This window comes from Bacillus sp. FSL K6-2865, from assembly GCF_040311405.1.
Classification (GTDB): Bacteria; Bacillota; Bacilli; order Bacillales; family Bacillaceae; genus Bacillus; species Bacillus velezensis.
This window is the reverse complement of the sequence record NZ_CP152036.1, coordinates 2,670,293-2,686,750: the sequence shown is the minus strand read 5'-3', so window position 1 is coordinate 2,686,750 and position 16,458 is coordinate 2,670,293. Positions and strand designations below refer to the sequence as shown.

The 16,458-nt window shown below is 46.7% G+C and carries 17 protein-coding genes; 16 read left to right on the top strand and 1 reads right to left on the bottom strand.

Annotated features, from left to right (window positions below; all coding sequences use genetic code 11):
* Window positions 1-49: 49 nt before the first annotated feature.
* The 8 genes from hemW (at window position 50) to mtaB (ending at window position 9,220) form a co-directional block, all read left to right on the top strand.
* Window positions 50-1,189, top strand: coding sequence for a radical SAM family heme chaperone HemW (gene hemW / locus NYE42_RS13155; RefSeq protein WP_015417851.1), 1,140 nt, complete (start codon window positions 50-52; stop codon window positions 1,187-1,189).
* Between the two features lie 80 nt (window positions 1,190-1,269).
* Window positions 1,270-2,301, top strand: a complete 1,032-nt coding sequence (gene hrcA / locus NYE42_RS13150; protein ID WP_003152889.1) for a heat-inducible transcriptional repressor HrcA — start codon at window positions 1,270-1,272, stop codon at window positions 2,299-2,301.
* 59 nt (window positions 2,302-2,360) lie between these two features.
* Window positions 2,361-2,936 carry a nucleotide exchange factor GrpE gene (grpE, locus tag NYE42_RS13145; RefSeq protein WP_020956094.1) on the top strand — a complete coding sequence of 192 codons (576 nt, stop codon included), beginning with the start codon at window positions 2,361-2,363 and terminating at the stop codon, window positions 2,934-2,936.
* 24 nt (window positions 2,937-2,960) lie between these two features.
* Window positions 2,961-4,799, top strand: coding sequence for a molecular chaperone DnaK (dnaK, locus tag NYE42_RS13140; protein ID WP_007408273.1), 1,839 nt, complete (start codon window positions 2,961-2,963; stop codon window positions 4,797-4,799).
* 186 nt (window positions 4,800-4,985) lie between these two features.
* Window positions 4,986-6,113: a molecular chaperone DnaJ gene (gene dnaJ, locus NYE42_RS13135; RefSeq protein WP_003152895.1), complete on the top strand. Its 1,128-nt coding sequence runs from the start codon at window positions 4,986-4,988 to the stop codon at window positions 6,111-6,113.
* 23 nt (window positions 6,114-6,136) lie between these two features.
* Entirely contained in the window at window positions 6,137-7,072 is a 936-nt protein-coding gene (gene prmA, locus NYE42_RS13130) for a 50S ribosomal protein L11 methyltransferase (protein ID WP_012118021.1), read from the top strand.
* A 22-nt stretch (window positions 7,073-7,094) separates the two neighbouring features.
* Entirely contained in the window at window positions 7,095-7,865 is a 771-nt protein-coding gene (locus tag NYE42_RS13125; RefSeq protein WP_015417848.1) for a 16S rRNA (uracil(1498)-N(3))-methyltransferase, read from the top strand.
* Window positions 7,865-9,220, top strand: a complete 1,356-nt coding sequence (mtaB, locus tag NYE42_RS13120) for a tRNA (N(6)-L-threonylcarbamoyladenosine(37)-C(2))-methylthiotransferase MtaB (RefSeq protein ID WP_014305444.1) — start codon at window positions 7,865-7,867, stop codon at window positions 9,218-9,220. The genes NYE42_RS13125 and mtaB overlap by 1 nt, the downstream gene beginning before the upstream one ends.
* A 37-nt stretch (window positions 9,221-9,257) precedes the next feature.
* Here mtaB and NYE42_RS13115 read toward each other — a convergent pair whose 3' ends face one another.
* Window positions 9,258-10,184 carry a Na/Pi symporter gene (locus NYE42_RS13115; protein ID WP_007408277.1) on the bottom strand — a complete coding sequence of 309 codons (927 nt, stop codon included), beginning with the start codon at window positions 10,182-10,184 and terminating at the stop codon, window positions 9,258-9,260.
* A gap of 171 nt (window positions 10,185-10,355) precedes the next feature.
* Here NYE42_RS13115 and rpsU point away from each other — a divergent pair, with 171 nt between their 5' ends.
* The 8 genes from rpsU (at window position 10,356) to NYE42_RS13075 (ending at window position 16,411) form a co-directional block, all read left to right on the top strand.
* Window positions 10,356-10,529, top strand: coding sequence for a 30S ribosomal protein S21 (gene rpsU, locus NYE42_RS13110; RefSeq protein ID WP_003152957.1), 174 nt, complete (start codon window positions 10,356-10,358; stop codon window positions 10,527-10,529).
* 14 nt (window positions 10,530-10,543) lie between these two features.
* Entirely contained in the window at window positions 10,544-10,990 is a 447-nt protein-coding gene (locus NYE42_RS13105) for a GatB/YqeY domain-containing protein (RefSeq protein ID WP_007408278.1), read from the top strand.
* A gap of 122 nt (window positions 10,991-11,112) precedes the next feature.
* Window positions 11,113-12,429, top strand: a complete 1,317-nt coding sequence (locus NYE42_RS13100; RefSeq protein ID WP_352426507.1) for a nodulation protein NfeD — start codon at window positions 11,113-11,115, stop codon at window positions 12,427-12,429.
* Window positions 12,430-12,453: 24 nt separating this feature from the next.
* The gene (gene floA / locus NYE42_RS13095; protein ID WP_007408280.1) at window positions 12,454-13,446 is read left to right on the top strand and encodes a flotillin-like protein FloA; all 993 of its coding nucleotides are present in this window, start codon (window positions 12,454-12,456) and stop codon (window positions 13,444-13,446) included.
* Between the two features lie 27 nt (window positions 13,447-13,473).
* A complete protein-coding gene (locus NYE42_RS13090) occupies window positions 13,474-13,908 on the top strand; it encodes a hypothetical protein (protein WP_015417844.1) in 435 nt (144 codons plus the stop codon).
* Window positions 13,909-13,964: 56 nt separating this feature from the next.
* Window positions 13,965-14,246, top strand: a complete 282-nt coding sequence (yqfC, locus tag NYE42_RS13085; RefSeq protein ID WP_003152966.1) for a sporulation protein YqfC — start codon at window positions 13,965-13,967, stop codon at window positions 14,244-14,246.
* Between the two features lie 17 nt (window positions 14,247-14,263).
* A complete protein-coding gene (gene yqfD, locus NYE42_RS13080) occupies window positions 14,264-15,448 on the top strand; it encodes a sporulation protein YqfD (protein ID WP_352426506.1) in 1,185 nt (394 codons plus the stop codon).
* Window positions 15,449-15,451: 3 nt separating this feature from the next.
* Complete coding sequence (locus NYE42_RS13075) at window positions 15,452-16,411, top strand: PhoH family protein (protein WP_007408283.1); 960 nt, start codon at window positions 15,452-15,454, stop codon at window positions 16,409-16,411.
* Window positions 16,412-16,458: the final 47 nt, after the last annotated feature.

The following is a 16,458-nucleotide window of genomic DNA, read 5'->3' as shown; positions in this document are numbered from 1 at the left end:
CGCAGTCCCGCGCTGCGGCTTCTTTCTGTAAAGAAGAAGGTGTTTCAAAATGAAATCAGCTTATATTCATATTCCGTTTTGTGAGCATATCTGCCACTATTGCGATTTCAATAAATATTTTATTCAGAGCCAGCCTGTCGATGAGTACTTAAACTCACTCGAAAAGGAAATGATAAATACAATAGAACGGACGGGACGCCCTGATCTCCGCACGATTTTTATCGGGGGAGGCACGCCGACATCGCTCTCACCCGTCCAGCTGGAAAAATTGATGGATTCCATTCACCGCGTGCTGAAGCCTTCTGACGGACTCATAGAATTTGCCGCGGAAGCGAATCCGGATGATTTGTCCCCGGAAAAATTAAAAATCATGAAAAATGCCGGTATCAACCGGCTGAGCTTCGGTGTTCAAACCTTTGAAGATGAGCTTTTACAAAAAATCGGCAGAGTGCATAAACAAAAGGACGTATTCACTTCATTTGAACGTGCGAGGGCTCTCGGCTTCGACAACATCAGTCTCGATTTAATGTTCGGCCTGCCGGGTCAGACGCTGGCCGATCTTGACAATTCCGTCAAAACGGCTTTGTCTCTTGATGCGGAGCACTATTCCGTTTACTCGCTGATCGTAGAGCCGAAAACGGTGTTTTATAATTTAATGCAAAAAGGCCGCCTGCATCTCCCGGCGCAAGAACAAGAGGCCGAGATGTATGAAACGGTCATGAGGCAGATGAGTGAAGCGGGCATCCGTCAATACGAGATCAGTAACTTTGCAAAGCCCGGATACGAGTCCCAGCATAATCTGACGTATTGGAGCAATGAAGAGTATTTCGGTTTTGGCGCAGGCGCTCACGGATATATCAGCGGCACGCGCACCGTCAACGCCGGGCCTGTGAAACATTACATGCAGCTCATCGAAGAAAAGGGGCTGCCTTACCGTGACACGCACGAGGTGACACGTGAGGAGCAGATTGAAGAAGAAATGTTCCTCGGTCTCAGAAAAATGTCCGGCGTACAAAAGCAAGCTTTTCTCGATAAATTCGGACGCTCGGTCGACGAACTGTTTCCCGATGTTCTCAAAGATTTAACCGAAAAAGGCCTGATCTGTGACACGGAAGAATCGGTTGCATTAACGCATGAGGGCAAATTATTAGGAAATGAGGTTTTTGGCGCTTTTTTGGGTGAGTTATAATTGACATTTTTCTTTTGGTTTGTTACTTTTGATATAGAATTAGCACTCGCTGACCTTGAGTGCTAACAGGGGTGATGATGATGTTAACAAATCGTCAGCTGTTGATCCTGCAAGTGATTATTAATGATTTTATACAATCAGCGCAGCCTGTAGGATCAAGAACTCTTTCAAAAAAAGACGAGATTACATTCAGCTCTGCAACGATCAGAAACGAGATGGCTGACTTGGAGGAATTGGGCTTTATTGAAAAAACCCATTCATCCTCAGGACGGATTCCGTCGGAAAAAGGGTACAGGTATTATGTCGATCATTTGCTGTCACCCGTCAAGCTGACAAAAACCGATCTGGATTTAATTCACTCGATATTTAAAGAAAAAATCTTCGAGCTGGAAAAAACAGTCCAAAAATCAGCGCAAATCCTGTCCGACCTGACAAACTACACATCGATTGTCCTCGGGCCGACGCTGAGCGAGAACTATCTTAAACAGATTCAAATCGTTCCGATCCAGCCGGATAAGGCGGTCGCCATCCTCGTCACGAACACGGGGCATGTCGAAAACCGCACCATCAATTTCCCGGCTAAAGTGGATTTGGCCGATATTGAAAAACTGGTCAATATACTAAACGATCGATTAGCGGGCGTGCCGATGGACGAACTGAATGAGCGCATTTTCAAAGAGGTTGTCACATATTTAAGGCAGCATATCGCCAACTATGACAGCATACTTGAATCGCTCCGCTCCACATTCCATCCGGCGGCCCACGTTGAGAAATTGTTTTTCGGCGGAAAGATCAACATGCTGAATCAGCCGGAGTTCCATGATATTGAAAGGGTCCGCTCGCTCTTATCTTTAATTGAAAAAGAGCAGGATGTTCTGAAGCTGTTTCAGTCATCAAAAGCCGGGATTTCAATCAAAATCGGGAAAGAAAACGACTACGAAGAAATGGAAAACTGCAGTTTAATCACGGCCACCTATACAGTTGATACGAAACAGATCGGATCAATCGCCATTATCGGGCCGACGCGCATGAATTATTCAAGAGTCGTCAGCCTGCTGCAGCACGTGACTTCGGACTTGTCAAAAGCATTCACAAGTTTGTATGATGAATAAGGGAATTTTGGCAATCATTTTCAGTCATCTTTTTACAGCATTTGAGGGAGGTGAACACAATGTCAGAAGAAAAACAAACCGCAGAACAGGTTGAAGCAGCAGAACAAGAAGAAGTGACAGAACAGGCAGAACAAGCCGCTTCACAAGAGCAGCATGAAGAAACGGCAGGTCAGGAAGAAGCCCTTCAGCACCAAATTGATGAATTGCAGGGTTTGCTTGATGAAAAAGAAAACAAGCTTTTGCGTGTTCAAGCAGACTTTGAAAACTATAAACGACGCAGCCGCCTTGAAATGGAAGCTGCTCAGAAATACCGTTCTCAAAACGTCGTAACGGAAATCCTTCCGGCGCTCGACAACTTTGAACGGGCGTTACAGGTAGAAGCTGAAAGCGAGCAGACAAAAAGCTTGCTGCAAGGTATGGAAATGGTCCGCCGCCAGCTGATGGACGCACTTGAAAAAGAAGGCGTTCAAGCCATCGAAGCTGTCGGCCAGGAATTTGATCCGAACCTTCACCAAGCCGTCATGCAGGTGGAAGATGAAAACTTCGGCAGCAATATTGTTATCGAAGAACTGCAAAAAGGCTACAAACTGAAGGATCGCGTCATTCGTCCTTCAATGGTAAAAGTGAATCAATAACTACATAGCAGGAGGTAATTCAAAGTGAGTAAAGTAATCGGAATTGACTTGGGTACGACAAACTCATGTGTGGCAGTGCTTGAAGGCGGAGAGCCTACAGTTATCGCCAACGCTGAAGGAAACCGTACGACTCCGTCAGTCGTTGCATTTAAAAACGGCGAGCGCCAAGTAGGGGAAGTGGCAAAACGCCAATCCATCACAAACCCTAACACAATCATGTCTGTCAAACGCCATATGGGTACTGACTATAAAGTGGAAATCGAAGGAAAAGACTACACGCCTCAAGAAGTGTCAGCTATTATCCTTCAGCATCTGAAAGCATATGCTGAAAGCTACCTCGGCGAAACAGTTTCAAAAGCCGTTATCACGGTTCCTGCATACTTCAACGATGCGGAGCGCCAAGCGACAAAAGATGCCGGTAAAATCGCCGGTCTTGAAGTAGAACGTATTATCAACGAGCCGACTGCAGCAGCGCTTGCATACGGACTTGATAAAACGGACGAAGACCAAACGATTCTTGTTTACGACCTTGGCGGCGGTACGTTTGACGTATCTGTTCTTGAACTTGGCGACGGCGTGTTTGAAGTCCGTTCAACTGCCGGTGACAACCGTCTTGGCGGGGACGACTTTGACCAAGTCATCATCGATCATCTCGTAGCAGAATTCAAAAAAGAAAACGGCATTGATCTTTCAAAAGACAAAATGGCGCTTCAGCGTTTGAAAGATGCGGCTGAGAAAGCGAAAAAAGATCTTTCCGGCGTTTCATCTACACAAATTTCTTTACCATTTATCACAGCGGGAGAAGCAGGCCCTCTTCACCTTGAGCTGACACTGACCCGCGCTAAATTCGAAGAGCTTTCCGCTCACCTTGTTGAGCGCACAATGGCTCCTGTCCGTCAGGCTCTTCAAGATGCGGATCTTTCTGCGAGCGAAATCGACAAAGTTATCCTTGTCGGCGGATCAACACGTATTCCAGCCGTACAGGAAGCAATCAAAAAAGAAACGGGTAAAGAAGCGCATAAAGGCGTAAACCCTGATGAAGTTGTAGCACTGGGTGCAGCGATTCAAGGCGGCGTCATCACGGGAGACGTAAAAGACGTTGTTCTTCTTGACGTTACACCGCTTTCTCTCGGTATTGAAACAATGGGCGGCGTGTTCACGAAACTGATCGACCGCAACACGACAATTCCGACGAGCAAGTCTCAAGTATTCTCAACTGCAGCTGACAACCAAACGGCTGTTGACATTCACGTGCTTCAAGGTGAGCGCCCGATGTCTGCCGACAACAAAACGCTCGGCCGCTTCCAGCTTACTGATATCCCGCCTGCACCGCGCGGCGTACCGCAAATCGAAGTTTCTTTCGATATTGACAAAAACGGTATCGTAAACGTAAGAGCGAAAGACTTAGGCACAGGAAAAGAACAAAACATTACAATCAAATCTTCTTCAGGTCTTTCTGATGATGAGATCGAACGCATGGTAAAAGAAGCGGAAGAAAACGCTGACGCTGATGCGAAGAGAAAAGAAGAAATCGAAGTCCGCAACGAAGCTGACCAGCTTGTGTTCCAAACGGAAAAAACATTAAAAGATCTGGAAGGCAAAGTGGACGAAGAGCAAGTGAAAAAAGCAAACGACGCGAAAGACGCGCTGAAAGCCGCTATCGAGAAAAACGAAATTGAAGACATCAAAGCGAAAAAAGATGAGCTTCAAACAATCGTTCAAGAGCTTTCTATGAAGCTTTACGAAGAAGCGGCGAAAGCGCAGCAGGCTGAAGGCGGAGCAAACGCTGAAGGCAAAAAAGCGGATGACAACGTTGTCGATGCGGAATACGAAGAAGTAAAAGACGACGAAACGAAAAAATAAGTTCTTTCCCGCACAGACTATAGGCGGAAGAACACACAGCATATTCTGATTCAACAGACAGAAAGTCAAAGTCAGGCATCTCTTGGCTTTGACTTTTTTTCTTGCCCGGGATAAAAGGAATTGAAAAAACATAATTCAAAATGATACAATCTAATTTATGTGAGAAATTCGGGAGAGTGAAGCGAGATGAGTAAGCGTGATTACTATGAAGTGCTTGGGGTAAGTAAGAGCGCTTCAAAGGATGAAATCAAAAAAGCCTATCGGAAGCTTTCAAAAAAATATCATCCTGATATCAATAAAGAATCCGGAGCAGATGAAAAATTCAAAGAGGTAAAAGAAGCGTACGAAGCGCTCTCAGACGACCAAAAACGCGCTCAATATGACCAATTCGGCCATACAGACCCTAACCAGGGATTCGGCGGCGGTTTCGGAGGCGGCGGAGACTTCGGCGGCTTCGGTTTCGATGACATCTTCTCAAGCATCTTCGGAGGCGGCACGAGACGCCGTGACCCGAATGCGCCGCGGCAAGGCGCGGATCTGCAGTATACAATGACCCTGTCATTTGAAGACGCGGCTTTCGGAAAAGAAACGATCATTGAAATTCCGCGCGAAGAGAATTGCGAAACATGTAAAGGGTCTGGCGCGAAGCCGGGAACAAAGCCGGATACGTGCTCGCACTGCGGAGGTTCTGGCCAGCTGAACGTCGAACAGAACACGCCGTTTGGCAAAGTGGTTAACCGAAGAGTCTGCCACCACTGTGAAGGAACAGGAAAAATCATCAAAAACAAGTGTTCTGACTGCGGCGGCACGGGCAAAGTGAAAAAACGGAAAAAAATCAATGTCACCATTCCTGCCGGTGTGGATGACGGACAGCAGCTGCGCGTTCCGGGCCAAGGTGAACCGGGCGTAAACGGAGGGCCTGCGGGAGATCTGTTTGTCGTATTCCATGTGCGCGCCCACGAGTTCTTTGAGCGCGACGGAGACGATATTTATTGCGAAATGCCGTTAACGTTTGCCCAAGCGGCACTCGGAGACGAAGTGGAAGTGCCGACGCTTCACGGAAAAGTGAAATTGAAAATACCTGCCGGCACACAAACAGGCACGAAATTCAGATTAAGAGGCAAAGGCGTTCAGAACGTCCGGGGCTACGGACAAGGCGACCAGCACATTGTCGTCCGCGTCGTCACACCGACGAATCTGACAGACAAACAAAAAGACATCATCCGCGAGTTCGCTGAAGTCAGCGGAAACCTGCCGGATGAACAAGAAATGAGTTTCTTTGACAAAGTAAAACGCGCATTTAAAGGCGAGTAATGATTGGATAGGAGTTGGTAGTTTTGAAATGGTCCGAAATCAGCATTCACACAACACATGAAGCGGTCGAACCCATCTCAAATATTTTGCATGAAGCTGGTGCGAGCGGGGTTGTCATCGAAGATCCGCTTGATTTAATGAAAGAGCGTGAGAATGTTTACGGGGAAATCTACCAGCTCGACCCCAATGATTACCCCGATGAGGGTGTCATTGTCAAAGCGTATCTGCCGATCAACAGTTTCCTCGGCGAAACGGTGGACGGCATTAAAGAGACGATTAATAATCTGCTTTTGTACGACATTGATTTGGGCAGAAACACAATCACCATTTCTGAAGTTAATGAAGAAGAATGGGCGACAGCTTGGAAAAAGTATTATCATCCTGTGAAAATTTCTGAAAAGTTCACGATCGTTCCCACTTGGGAAACGTACACACCTGTTCATACAGATGAACTGATTATCGAAATGGATCCGGGTATGGCATTCGGTACGGGAACGCATCCGACAACCGTTCTGTGCATTCAGGCGCTTGAGCGTATCGTTCAAAAAGGCGACCGTGTCATTGATGTCGGCACCGGTTCAGGAATTTTAAGCATCGCGGCCGCCATGCTTGAGGCCGAATCGGTTCATGCGTATGACCTTGATCCGGTCGCTGTTGAAAGCGCGCGTCTGAATGTAAAATTGAACAAAGTGAGTGATACGGCCGAAGTGAAGCAGAACAATTTGTTAGACGGCATCACGGGCGAACATGATGTCATTGTCGCAAATATTTTGGCGGAAGTGATTCTCCGCTTTACATCACAGGCGTACGACCTGCTCAAAGACGGAGGCCATTTTATTACTTCAGGCATTATCGGCCAGAAAAAACAGGAAGTAAAAGAAGCGTTGGAAAAAGCCGGCTTTACCATCATAGAAATTCTGTCTATGGAAGATTGGGTCAGCATCATCGCGAAAAAATAACAGTTAGTAGGTGTCACAGCGTATGCAACGATATTTTATCGAGCTCACGAAGCAGGAGATGGACGAAACTCCCGATTTTCAAATCACGGGGGAAGACGTCCACCATATAGCGAACGTCATGAGAATGAGTGCGGGCGGCCGGATTATCTGCTGTTCGAAAGACGGCCATGAAGCGTTATGCCTGCTTAAAGAGGTTTCTAAAGATCATATATCATGCAGCATTGCTGAGTGGACGGGTGAAAACCGTGAACTGCCGCTGAAGATCAGGATCGCAAGCGGCCTCCCGAAAGGCGATAAGCTTGAATGGATTATCCAAAAAGGGACCGAGCTGGGGGCTAGTATGTTCATCCCCTTTCAGGGCGCCAGATCCGTCGTTAAGCTAGACGACAAAAAGGCAAAGAAAAAGCGGGAGAGATGGGCGAAAATCGCGAAGGAAGCGGCGGAGCAATCGTACCGCAATGAAATTCCCGAAGTGAAAACCGTTCATACGTTCCGGCAGCTGCTTGAAATGGCGGAGAATGTCGATAAATGTGTCGTTGCATACGAGGAGTCATCAAAGCAGGGAGAAACGGGCGCTTTCGCTGCGGAGCTCAAAAGCCTTCCGCAAGGTTCGTCTCTTTTAATCGTATTCGGCCCTGAAGGCGGTCTGACTGAGTCTGAAGTTCATCAGCTTTCAGAAAAAGGCGCCGTCTTATGCGGCCTCGGACCGAGAATTTTACGGACTGAAACTGCGCCTCTTTACGCGTTAAGCGCAGTTTCCTATCATACAGAGTTATTAAGAGGTGATCAGTAATGGCAACTGTTGCTTTTCATACCCTTGGCTGCAAGGTCAACCATTATGAAACAGAAGCAATCTGGCAGCTGTTTAAAGATGCGGGTTATGAACGAAAAGAATTCGAACAGACAGCAGATGTATATGTCATTAATACATGTACGGTAACAAACACGGGAGATAAAAAAAGCCGTCAAGTCATCAGACGGGCGATCCGCCAAAATCCTGACGGCGTCATCTGCGTAACAGGGTGCTATGCGCAAACCTCTCCGGCGGAAATTATGGCCATCCCGGGTGTTGACATCGTCGTCGGCACGCAGGATCGTGAAAAAATGCTCGGTTACATTGAGCAGTACAGGGAAGAGCGCCAGCCGATCAACGGCGTCGGCAATATTATGAAAGCACGCGTGTTTGAAGAGCTGGATGTTCCCGCTTTTACTGACCGTACAAGAGCGTCGTTAAAAATCCAAGAGGGCTGCAACAACTTCTGTACGTTCTGCATTATCCCTTGGGCGCGCGGCCTGCTTCGTTCCCGCGATCCGGAAGAAGTCATTAAACAGGCGCAGCAGCTGGTGGATGCCGGCTATAAAGAAATCGTCCTGACGGGGATTCATACGGGCGGCTACGGCGAAGATATGAAAGATTATAATTTCGCCAAGCTTCTCCGCGAGCTTGATACACGTGTAGAAGGACTGAAGCGGATCAGAATTTCATCTATTGAAGCAAGCCAAATCACTGATGAAGTGATTGAAGTGCTGGATGCGTCTGATAAAATCGTCCGTCACCTTCATATCCCGATTCAGTCAGGATCAAACACCGTTCTGAAACGGATGAGACGCAAATATACGATGGAATTTTTCGCGGACCGTTTAAATAAGCTGAAAGAAGCGCTGCCGGGTCTTGCCGTCACATCTGATGTCATCGTCGGTTTCCCGGGAGAAACGGAAGAAGAATTTATGGAAACATACCGGTTCATTAAAGAACATAAGTTTTCAGAGCTTCACGTATTCCCTTACAGCAAACGCACCGGAACACCTGCGGCCAGAATGGAAGACCAGGTTGACGAGAACGTGAAAAACGAACGGGTGCATAAGCTGATCGCGCTGTCTGACCAGCTTGCAAAAGAATACGCCTCCGATTATGAAGGAGAGGTTCTGGAAATCATTCCGGAAGAGGCGTTTAAAGAGTCTGATGAAGACGGCATGTTCGTCGGCTATACGGACAATTACATGAAAGTCGTCTTCAAAGGCACGGAAGATGTAATCGGCAAACTTGTCAAAGTCAAAATTCAAAAAGCGGGCTATCCGTATAATGAAGGGCAATTCGTCCGCGTCGTTGAGGATGAAATGACCCGGAACATGCGCATGTCTTCATAACAGATAAAAAAACCGGTGCCTTCCCGCATCGGTTTTTTTACGGTTTCGGAGGAATCAGCCTGTCAATCAGCCGGTAAAACAAATGTGTGAACGGCAGAAACAATAAGGCGGTGACTACGTTAAATAACAGGCTGAAATGCGCAATCATCTGCGCGGGATCATCAGACAGGCGCTCCGTAAAACCTGCTGATGCGGACAGGAAGGGAAATACGAGCAGCACGCCGAGAATATTAAACACAACGTGAGCACCGGCGGTCTGTCTGGCGGCATAACCGCCTGAAACAGCAGCCATGACGGCCGTGACGCATGTCCCGATATTAGATCCCAGAACGACGCTGACCGCTTGTTCAATGCCGATCACCCCTTCGTTCATAAAACTCATCAAAATGCCGATGCAGACGGAGCTTGAATGAATGATTGCCGTCAATATCATGCCGATAAAAAGAGCGGACCAGCTCGAATCATTCACATGCCGCAAAACCTCCGCCCCCGCCTTCATTTCTGTCAGCGGAACGGCGAGCCGGCTGAAGCATGTGATGCAAAAAAAGATGATGCCGAGACCGAGGAAGCTTATGCCGATCTGCCTGAACGGATATTTACGGAGGAGGATAAACACAAGGCCTCCGATAAAAAGCACCCAAATGAGCACATCCATCTTTATGGCTAAAAACTCCGTCGTAAACGTGGAGCCGACATTCGTACCGAGAATCATCGGAATGGTCCGTTTAAAAGATAAAGCGCCTGCGCTGACAAAGCCGATGACAATGACCATGAAGGCTGAGCTGCTCTGAAGAAAACCGGTGAACACGATGCTTATGAGAAAAGCTTTCAAAGGGTGGTCGGTAAATAAGAGCAGGCTTTTCTCAATTTTTGAATACGTTAATGCGATCAGCCCCTGCCTGAGCAGGCTCATTCCGAGTAAAAAAACCAGGATAAGTGCGGTAAAGAGAATCAGTATCATCAAACGAAACACCCCTTTCCATCATTATATAGACAAGCAGCCTTATTCATGACGGAAAAGTGAGCTCGCTTAGTTGACCTGACTGATGGCTTATATTATAATGTCAAAGTACATGTTTATATATGTATCTTTTTAAAGGTAGTCGATTGGTGTATTCGGAGGGAGGGAAAGAGAATGTCAAAAACGGTCGTTAGAAAAAACGAATCGCTTGAAGATGCTCTTCGTCGCTTCAAACGCAGTGTATCAAAGACAGGTACTTTGCAAGAAGCAAGAAAGCGCGAATTTTATGAAAAACCTAGCGTAAAGCGCAAGAAAAAGTCAGAAGCTGCTAGAAAACGCAAATTCTAAAAGAGGGTGGATTTATGAGTCTTCTTGAGCGACTTAACCAAGATATGAAGCTGTATATGAAAAGCCGTGAGAAAGACAAACTGACTGTCGTTCGAATGGTGAAAGCTTCACTTCAAAACGAAGCAATTAAGCTTAAGAAAGACAGTTTGACCGAGGATGAGGAACTTACTGTCCTATCTCGTGAACTTAAGCAACGTAAAGACTCCCTCCATGAATTTTCAAACGCTAATCGTTTAGATTTAGTAGATAAAGTTCAAAAAGAGCTGGACATTTTAGAAGTTTATTTACCGAAGCAGCTTTCTGAAGAAGAGCTGCAGACAATCGTAAATGAAACCATCGCTGAAGTCGGTGCGAGCTCCAAAGCGGACATGGGCAAAGTGATGAGTGCTATTATGCCTAAAGTAAAAGGTAAAGCTGACGGCAGCGTAATTAACAGACTCGTCAGCAGTCAATTATCTTAATTGACAAGAAAAAAGACATCTTTCCTTGAGAGATGTCTTTTTTTATACATAAAAAAATGAAACTAAAGTACATTTGTTACGTATATAAAGAAGAACGAAACGGGAAGGAGGGTATATTTGCCTTGTTCCGAAAAAAAACCGGAATTGCTGTTGCTCTATTGGGCTTATTTGTATTATCTTTATTAGGGGTTCAATTGAACGCGAAAGCTGATCACCCATCGGTTTATGTCATCCCGGTTGAGAAAAATGTCGAACAGGGGCTCGCCTCGTTTTTATCGCGTTCTTTCAAAGAAGCGAAAGAGTCCGGCGCGTCACAAATTATTCTTGACATCAATACACCGGGAGGCGCCGTTCAATCAGCCTTGAATATTGCGGATATCATCGGCCGCGCGGATGTGCCTGTTACCGCTTACGTTAATAAACGGGCGCTTTCTGCCGGAGCGTATATAGCGCTCCAGGCAGATGAAATCTATATGGCGCCGGGCGGAAAAATGGGTGCCGCAGCCATCATCGACGGAAAGGGAAACGCGGCAGACAAAAAGGCCCAATCACTGTGGCATGCAGAAATGGAGGACGCAGCGGTTAAAAACAACCGAAATCCGAAATACGCCCTGGCCATGGCAGATCCCGCCATTAATGCAAAGGAAGCGGGCGCCCCAAAGGGAAAACTGCTGACACTGACAGCTGAAAAAGCCAAGGAAGTCGGATATTCGGAGGGCACGGTTTCAGACCTTGATGCTTTATATACAAAGCTCGGTTTTGACAAAGCGGATGTTCACCATGCAGAAGAAGGTTTCGTCGGCAAACTGGGCAGATGGCTGACAAATCCGTTTGTTGTCCCCGTCTTATTAACGCTTGCTTTGCTTGGTTTGACCATTGAATTGTTCTCGCCGGGCCTCGGGATACCGGGTGCCGTCGGACTGACAGCCATGCTGCTGTTTTTCACCGGGCATATCGCTGCCGGATTCGCCGGCTATGACAGCGTATTCTTATTTTGCGCGGGCTTGGTTTTTATCCTTTTAGAGATATTTCTGCCCGGAGGCATAATCGGTCTTATCGGTATTGCAGGCGTCATCGCGAGCCTCTTTCTCGCTGCGGGCAGCTTTACCGTAATGGCGGTTTCTCTCTTGATCGCCATTGCTGTGTCTATTACAGCCTTTATCATATTAACAAGGGTGTTGGGGAAACGAATGAAATTCTTTAAAAAATTAATATTAACTGATTCAACAAGCACGGAGAGCGGTTATGTTTCAAATCAGAACCGGACGGAGCTGTTGGGAAAAGTCGGCGTTACCGCTACAGCCCTCAGACCGTCAGGCACCGTCATTATTGATGATGAACGTCTGGATGTCGTCTCGGAAGGATCATTCACTGAAAAAGACAGACAGGTGAAAGTAGTGAAAGCGGAAGGCTCACGCATTGTCGTGAGAGAAATATAGATGATAACCTTGAGGAGGAATTAGATGGAACTGTCAAGTTTGGCGATTTTAGCATTAGTTGCTGCTGCCATTATTGTGTTAGCCATATTCTTCACCTTTGTACCGGTGATGCTATGGATTTCGGCGCTTGCGGCAGGAGTCAGAATCAGCATTTTCACTTTGGTCGGGATGAGGCTGCGGCGCGTCATACCAAGCCGCGTTGTCAATCCGTTAATTAAAGCGCACAAAGCCGGCCTGTCCGCAACAACAAACCAGCTCGAAAGCCATTATCTGGCCGGAGGTAATGTCGACAGGGTGGTCAATGCCCTGATTGCGGCACAGCGCGCCAATATTGAGCTGTCATTTGAACGCTGCGCAGCCATTGACCTGGCCGGGCGTGACGTATTGGAAGCCGTACAGATGAGCGTCAATCCGAAGGTCATTGAAACACCGTTTATCGCGGGTGTCGCCATGGACGGAATTGAAGTAAAAGCAAAAGCCAGAATCACGGTAAGAGCCAATATTGAGCGCCTTGTCGGAGGAGCGGGAGAAGAGACGGTTGTCGCCCGTGTCGGAGAAGGGATTGTCTCGACAATCGGTTCTTCACACAATCATAAAAAAGTGCTTGAAAACCCTGATATGATTTCGCAGACTGTACTTGGCAAAGGGCTGGATTCAGGCACCGCATTTGAAATTCTTTCGATTGACATCGCCGACGTGGATATCGGCAAAAACATCGGAGCGATTCTTCAGACGGATCAGGCAGAAGCAGACAAAAACATTGCGCAGGCCAAAGCCGAAGAGCGCCGTGCCATGGCGGTCGCCCAAGAGCAGGAAATGCGCGCTCGCGTAGAAGAAATGCGTGCGAAAGTCGTGGAAGCAGAAGCCGAAGTGCCGCTTGCGATGGCAGAAGCGTTGCGTGAAGGAAACATCGGCGTCATGGACTATATGAACATAAAAAATATCGACGCGGATACGGACATGAGGGATTCTATCGGCAAGCTGACGAATGACCAGCAAGATGAAGACCAACAATAACCTCTCTATTAAGGAGGGAGCCGCTATATGCACGAGATTCTGACAAATCCGCTCGTCATTGCCGCCGTCATCGGCATTATATCGGCAATATTCGGCAAGAAAAACAAAGATGAAAAACGTCCGCCGGGTACACGTCCCGGAAATCAGGCAAAAAAGCAGGATCAAAAACAGCCGCAGAAAGAGCATAAGCCAAAAGCGGAAGAATTGCCTGCCGTTTCAGAAGAGAACCCTTTTGAGCAAAAAAGAAGGGAAGCTGAAAAGCGCCTAGCGGAGACGGAGCAGATGTTTAACGGGCTTGAACATAAGCTGACATCCGCACGCGCACGAAACGCGTCTCTGAAGAAATCAGCCCTCAAAATAAATAAAGAAACTGCGGTCCAAGGCATTATATTCAGTGAGGTTTTGGGTCCGCCCCGTGCAAAAAAACCGCACCGGACCATGCGGAACATCGGTAAAAAATAAAGTGTTAGAACCCCTTTTCAAATCATACATATGAGATGAAAGGGGGTTCTTTTTTTATGGGGCAAAGAAAGAATCGTGTAAAGGCATGGCTGACAAGAGCATTGGAAATTCCCCCGGACGTTATGATGGATCTGCCTCGTATTACGATGGTCGGCAGACTTCATATCTACATAGAGAATCACAGAGGCCTCCTGCTGTTCAGTGAAGAAGAAGTCAGGCTGATGCTCAAGCAGGGGCAGTGTATCATATCTGGAAAAAACTTGGTCATTAAGGCAATCCTTCCTGAGGAAATCCTTTTGGAAGGCACGATAGATCACGTACGATATGTCGATTCATAAAGCCGGGGGGAAATAATGTGAAAAACAAATGGCTGTCATTTTTTTCGGGTAAAGTCCAAGTGGAAGTCAAAGGAAAAGGGATTGAACGGCTGCTGAATGAATGCACGAGAAACGGAATCGCCATCTTTGCGGTGAAAAAAAAGCAAGACTGTGTTCTGCTGATGATTCAGCTTCAAGATGTACATGCTTTCAGAAGAGTCATCAGAAAACATGAATGCAAAGCAAGCTTTACAAAAAGAAAGGGTCTTCCCTTTCTGCTTCTCAAATCAAAATTAAACCTGGGCTTCACTGCGGGATTTGTGATATTTTTTGTTATATTGTTTCTTTTGTCAAACATGATTTGGGACATTGATATTAAAGGGGCTGAGCCAGAGACCGAGCATCAGATGGTAAAGCATCTTGAAGAAATCGGTGTGAAAAAAGGCCGTTTGCAATTTTTAATGATGACGCCGGAAAAAATTCAAAAATCATTAACAAACGGCATCGATAATATTACGTGGGTCGGTGTGGAATTGAACGGGACAGCCCTTCATATGAAAGTGGTCGAAAAAAACGAACCGACAAAAGAAAAGTACGTAAGCCCCCGCCATATCGTTGCCAAAAAGAAGGCGGTCATCAAAAGGATGTTCGTGCAAAAGGGGCAGCCGATGGCTTTTGTGAACGATCATGTTGACAAAGGACAGCTCCTCGTCTCAGGACTGATCGGAAATGAAGACCGGAAAGTCGCCTCAAAAGCGGAAATTTACGGAGAAACATGGTACAAGTCAGAAGTAACCGTGCCCCTTGAAACATCATTTACGCTATATACGGGTAAAGTAAGGACGAAGCACAAGCTGTCTTTCGGATCATGGGGCGTGCCTTTTTGGGGCTTTGAATTTAATGAGAAGCCGCTGAAACATCCGAAAACAGAGGAAGAAAAGCATCCGTTTCAATTTCTGGGGATGAAGCTTCCGGTTTCTTACGTTCAAGAACAGACAAGAGAAAGTGAAACATCCGTGCGGACTTATACGAAAGGCGAAGCGGTTCAGGCCGGTATCAAAATGGGAAGACAAGATGTAGAAAAGCGATTAAACGGCAGCGGAGAGGTGGAAAGTGAAAAAGTTTTGCACCAATCCGTTGAGAATGGTAAAGTAAAGTTGATTATTCTCTACCAAGTTATAGAAGATATCGTTCAAACCACACCTATTGTTCAGGGAGACTAAAGAATGGCAGAACATTTACTTGCGATTAATCACAAACTGAAAAGCCCGGACGAAGCACTTTCTTTGTTCGGCAGCCAAGATGCCTTTTTACATTTAATGGAGAAGGATCTGGGCATTAGCCTCATCACACGCGGTGAAACCATTTACGTTTCCGGGAATGATGAAACATTTGAGATCGCTGACAGATTATTGGGCTCGCTCCTTACTTTAATTCGCAAGGGGATCGAGATTTCGGAACGTGATGTGCTGTATGCCGTGAAAATGGCAAAAAAAGATGAACTGGACTATTTTGAAAGCATGTATGAAGAGGAAATAACGAAAACGGCAAAAGGCAAACCGATCCGTGTCAAAACCATCGGCCAAAGAGAATATGTGGCGGCGATGAAGAAAAACGACATGGTGTTCGGCATCGGGCCGGCGGGAACCGGCAAAACTTATTTGGCGGTCGTAAAAGCGGTGCATGCTTTAAAAAACGGCCACATTAAAAAAATCATTTTAACAAGACCCGCTGTGGAAGCCGGCGAGAGCCTCGGTTTTCTGCCCGGAGATTTAAAGGAAAAAGTAGATCCTTATCTGCGCCCGCTGTATGATGCGCTCCATGATGTGCTCGGAAGCGACCATACGGAGCGTCTTATGGAAAGAGGGGTTATCGAAATCGCCCCGCTTGCCTATATGAGAGGGCGGACGCTTGACGACGCGTATGTGATTCTTGATGAAGCCCAGAATACCACTCCCGCTCAAATGAAAATGTTTTTGACGAGATTGGGTTTTGGCTCTAAAATGATCATTACGGGCGACGTAAGCCAAATTGACCTGCCGAAAGGCGTCACATCGGGACTTGCAGTAGCGAAGGACATGCTGAAGGACGTAAACGGCATCTCCGTGATTGAACTTGACCAGACAGATGTGGTCAGGCATCCGCTTGTTGCAAAAATTATTGAAGCTTATGATAAGCAAAAGTAATGCAAAAATGACCCGATCTCCCGTTATCGGGTCATTTTTATATGATG

Bases quoted from the DNA above. Each gene is read 5' to 3' on its own strand.
- NYE42_RS13090 (WP_015417844.1), top strand. From the start codon at position 13,474: ATGCACGAGATTCTGACAAATCCGCTCGTCATTGCCGCCGTCATCGGC.
- yqfC (WP_003152966.1), top strand. From the start codon at position 13,965: ATGGGGCAAAGAAAGAATCGTGTAAAGGCATGGCTGACAAGAGCATTG.
- grpE (WP_020956094.1), top strand. From the start codon at position 2,361: ATGTCAGAAGAAAAACAAACCGCAGAACAGGTTGAAGCAGCAGAACAA.
- NYE42_RS13075 (WP_007408283.1), top strand. From the start codon at position 15,452: ATGGCAGAACATTTACTTGCGATTAATCACAAACTGAAAAGCCCGGAC.
- rpsU (WP_003152957.1), top strand. From the start codon at position 10,356: ATGTCAAAAACGGTCGTTAGAAAAAACGAATCGCTTGAAGATGCTCTT.
- hemW (WP_015417851.1), top strand. From the start codon at position 50: ATGAAATCAGCTTATATTCATATTCCGTTTTGTGAGCATATCTGCCAC.
- hrcA (WP_003152889.1), top strand. From the start codon at position 1,270: ATGTTAACAAATCGTCAGCTGTTGATCCTGCAAGTGATTATTAATGAT.
- NYE42_RS13125 (WP_015417848.1), top strand. From the start codon at position 7,095: ATGCAACGATATTTTATCGAGCTCACGAAGCAGGAGATGGACGAAACT.
- dnaJ (WP_003152895.1), top strand. From the start codon at position 4,986: ATGAGTAAGCGTGATTACTATGAAGTGCTTGGGGTAAGTAAGAGCGCT.
- floA (WP_007408280.1), top strand. From the start codon at position 12,454: ATGGAACTGTCAAGTTTGGCGATTTTAGCATTAGTTGCTGCTGCCATT.
- NYE42_RS13105 (WP_007408278.1), top strand. From the start codon at position 10,544: ATGAGTCTTCTTGAGCGACTTAACCAAGATATGAAGCTGTATATGAAA.
- mtaB (WP_014305444.1), top strand. From the start codon at position 7,865: ATGGCAACTGTTGCTTTTCATACCCTTGGCTGCAAGGTCAACCATTAT.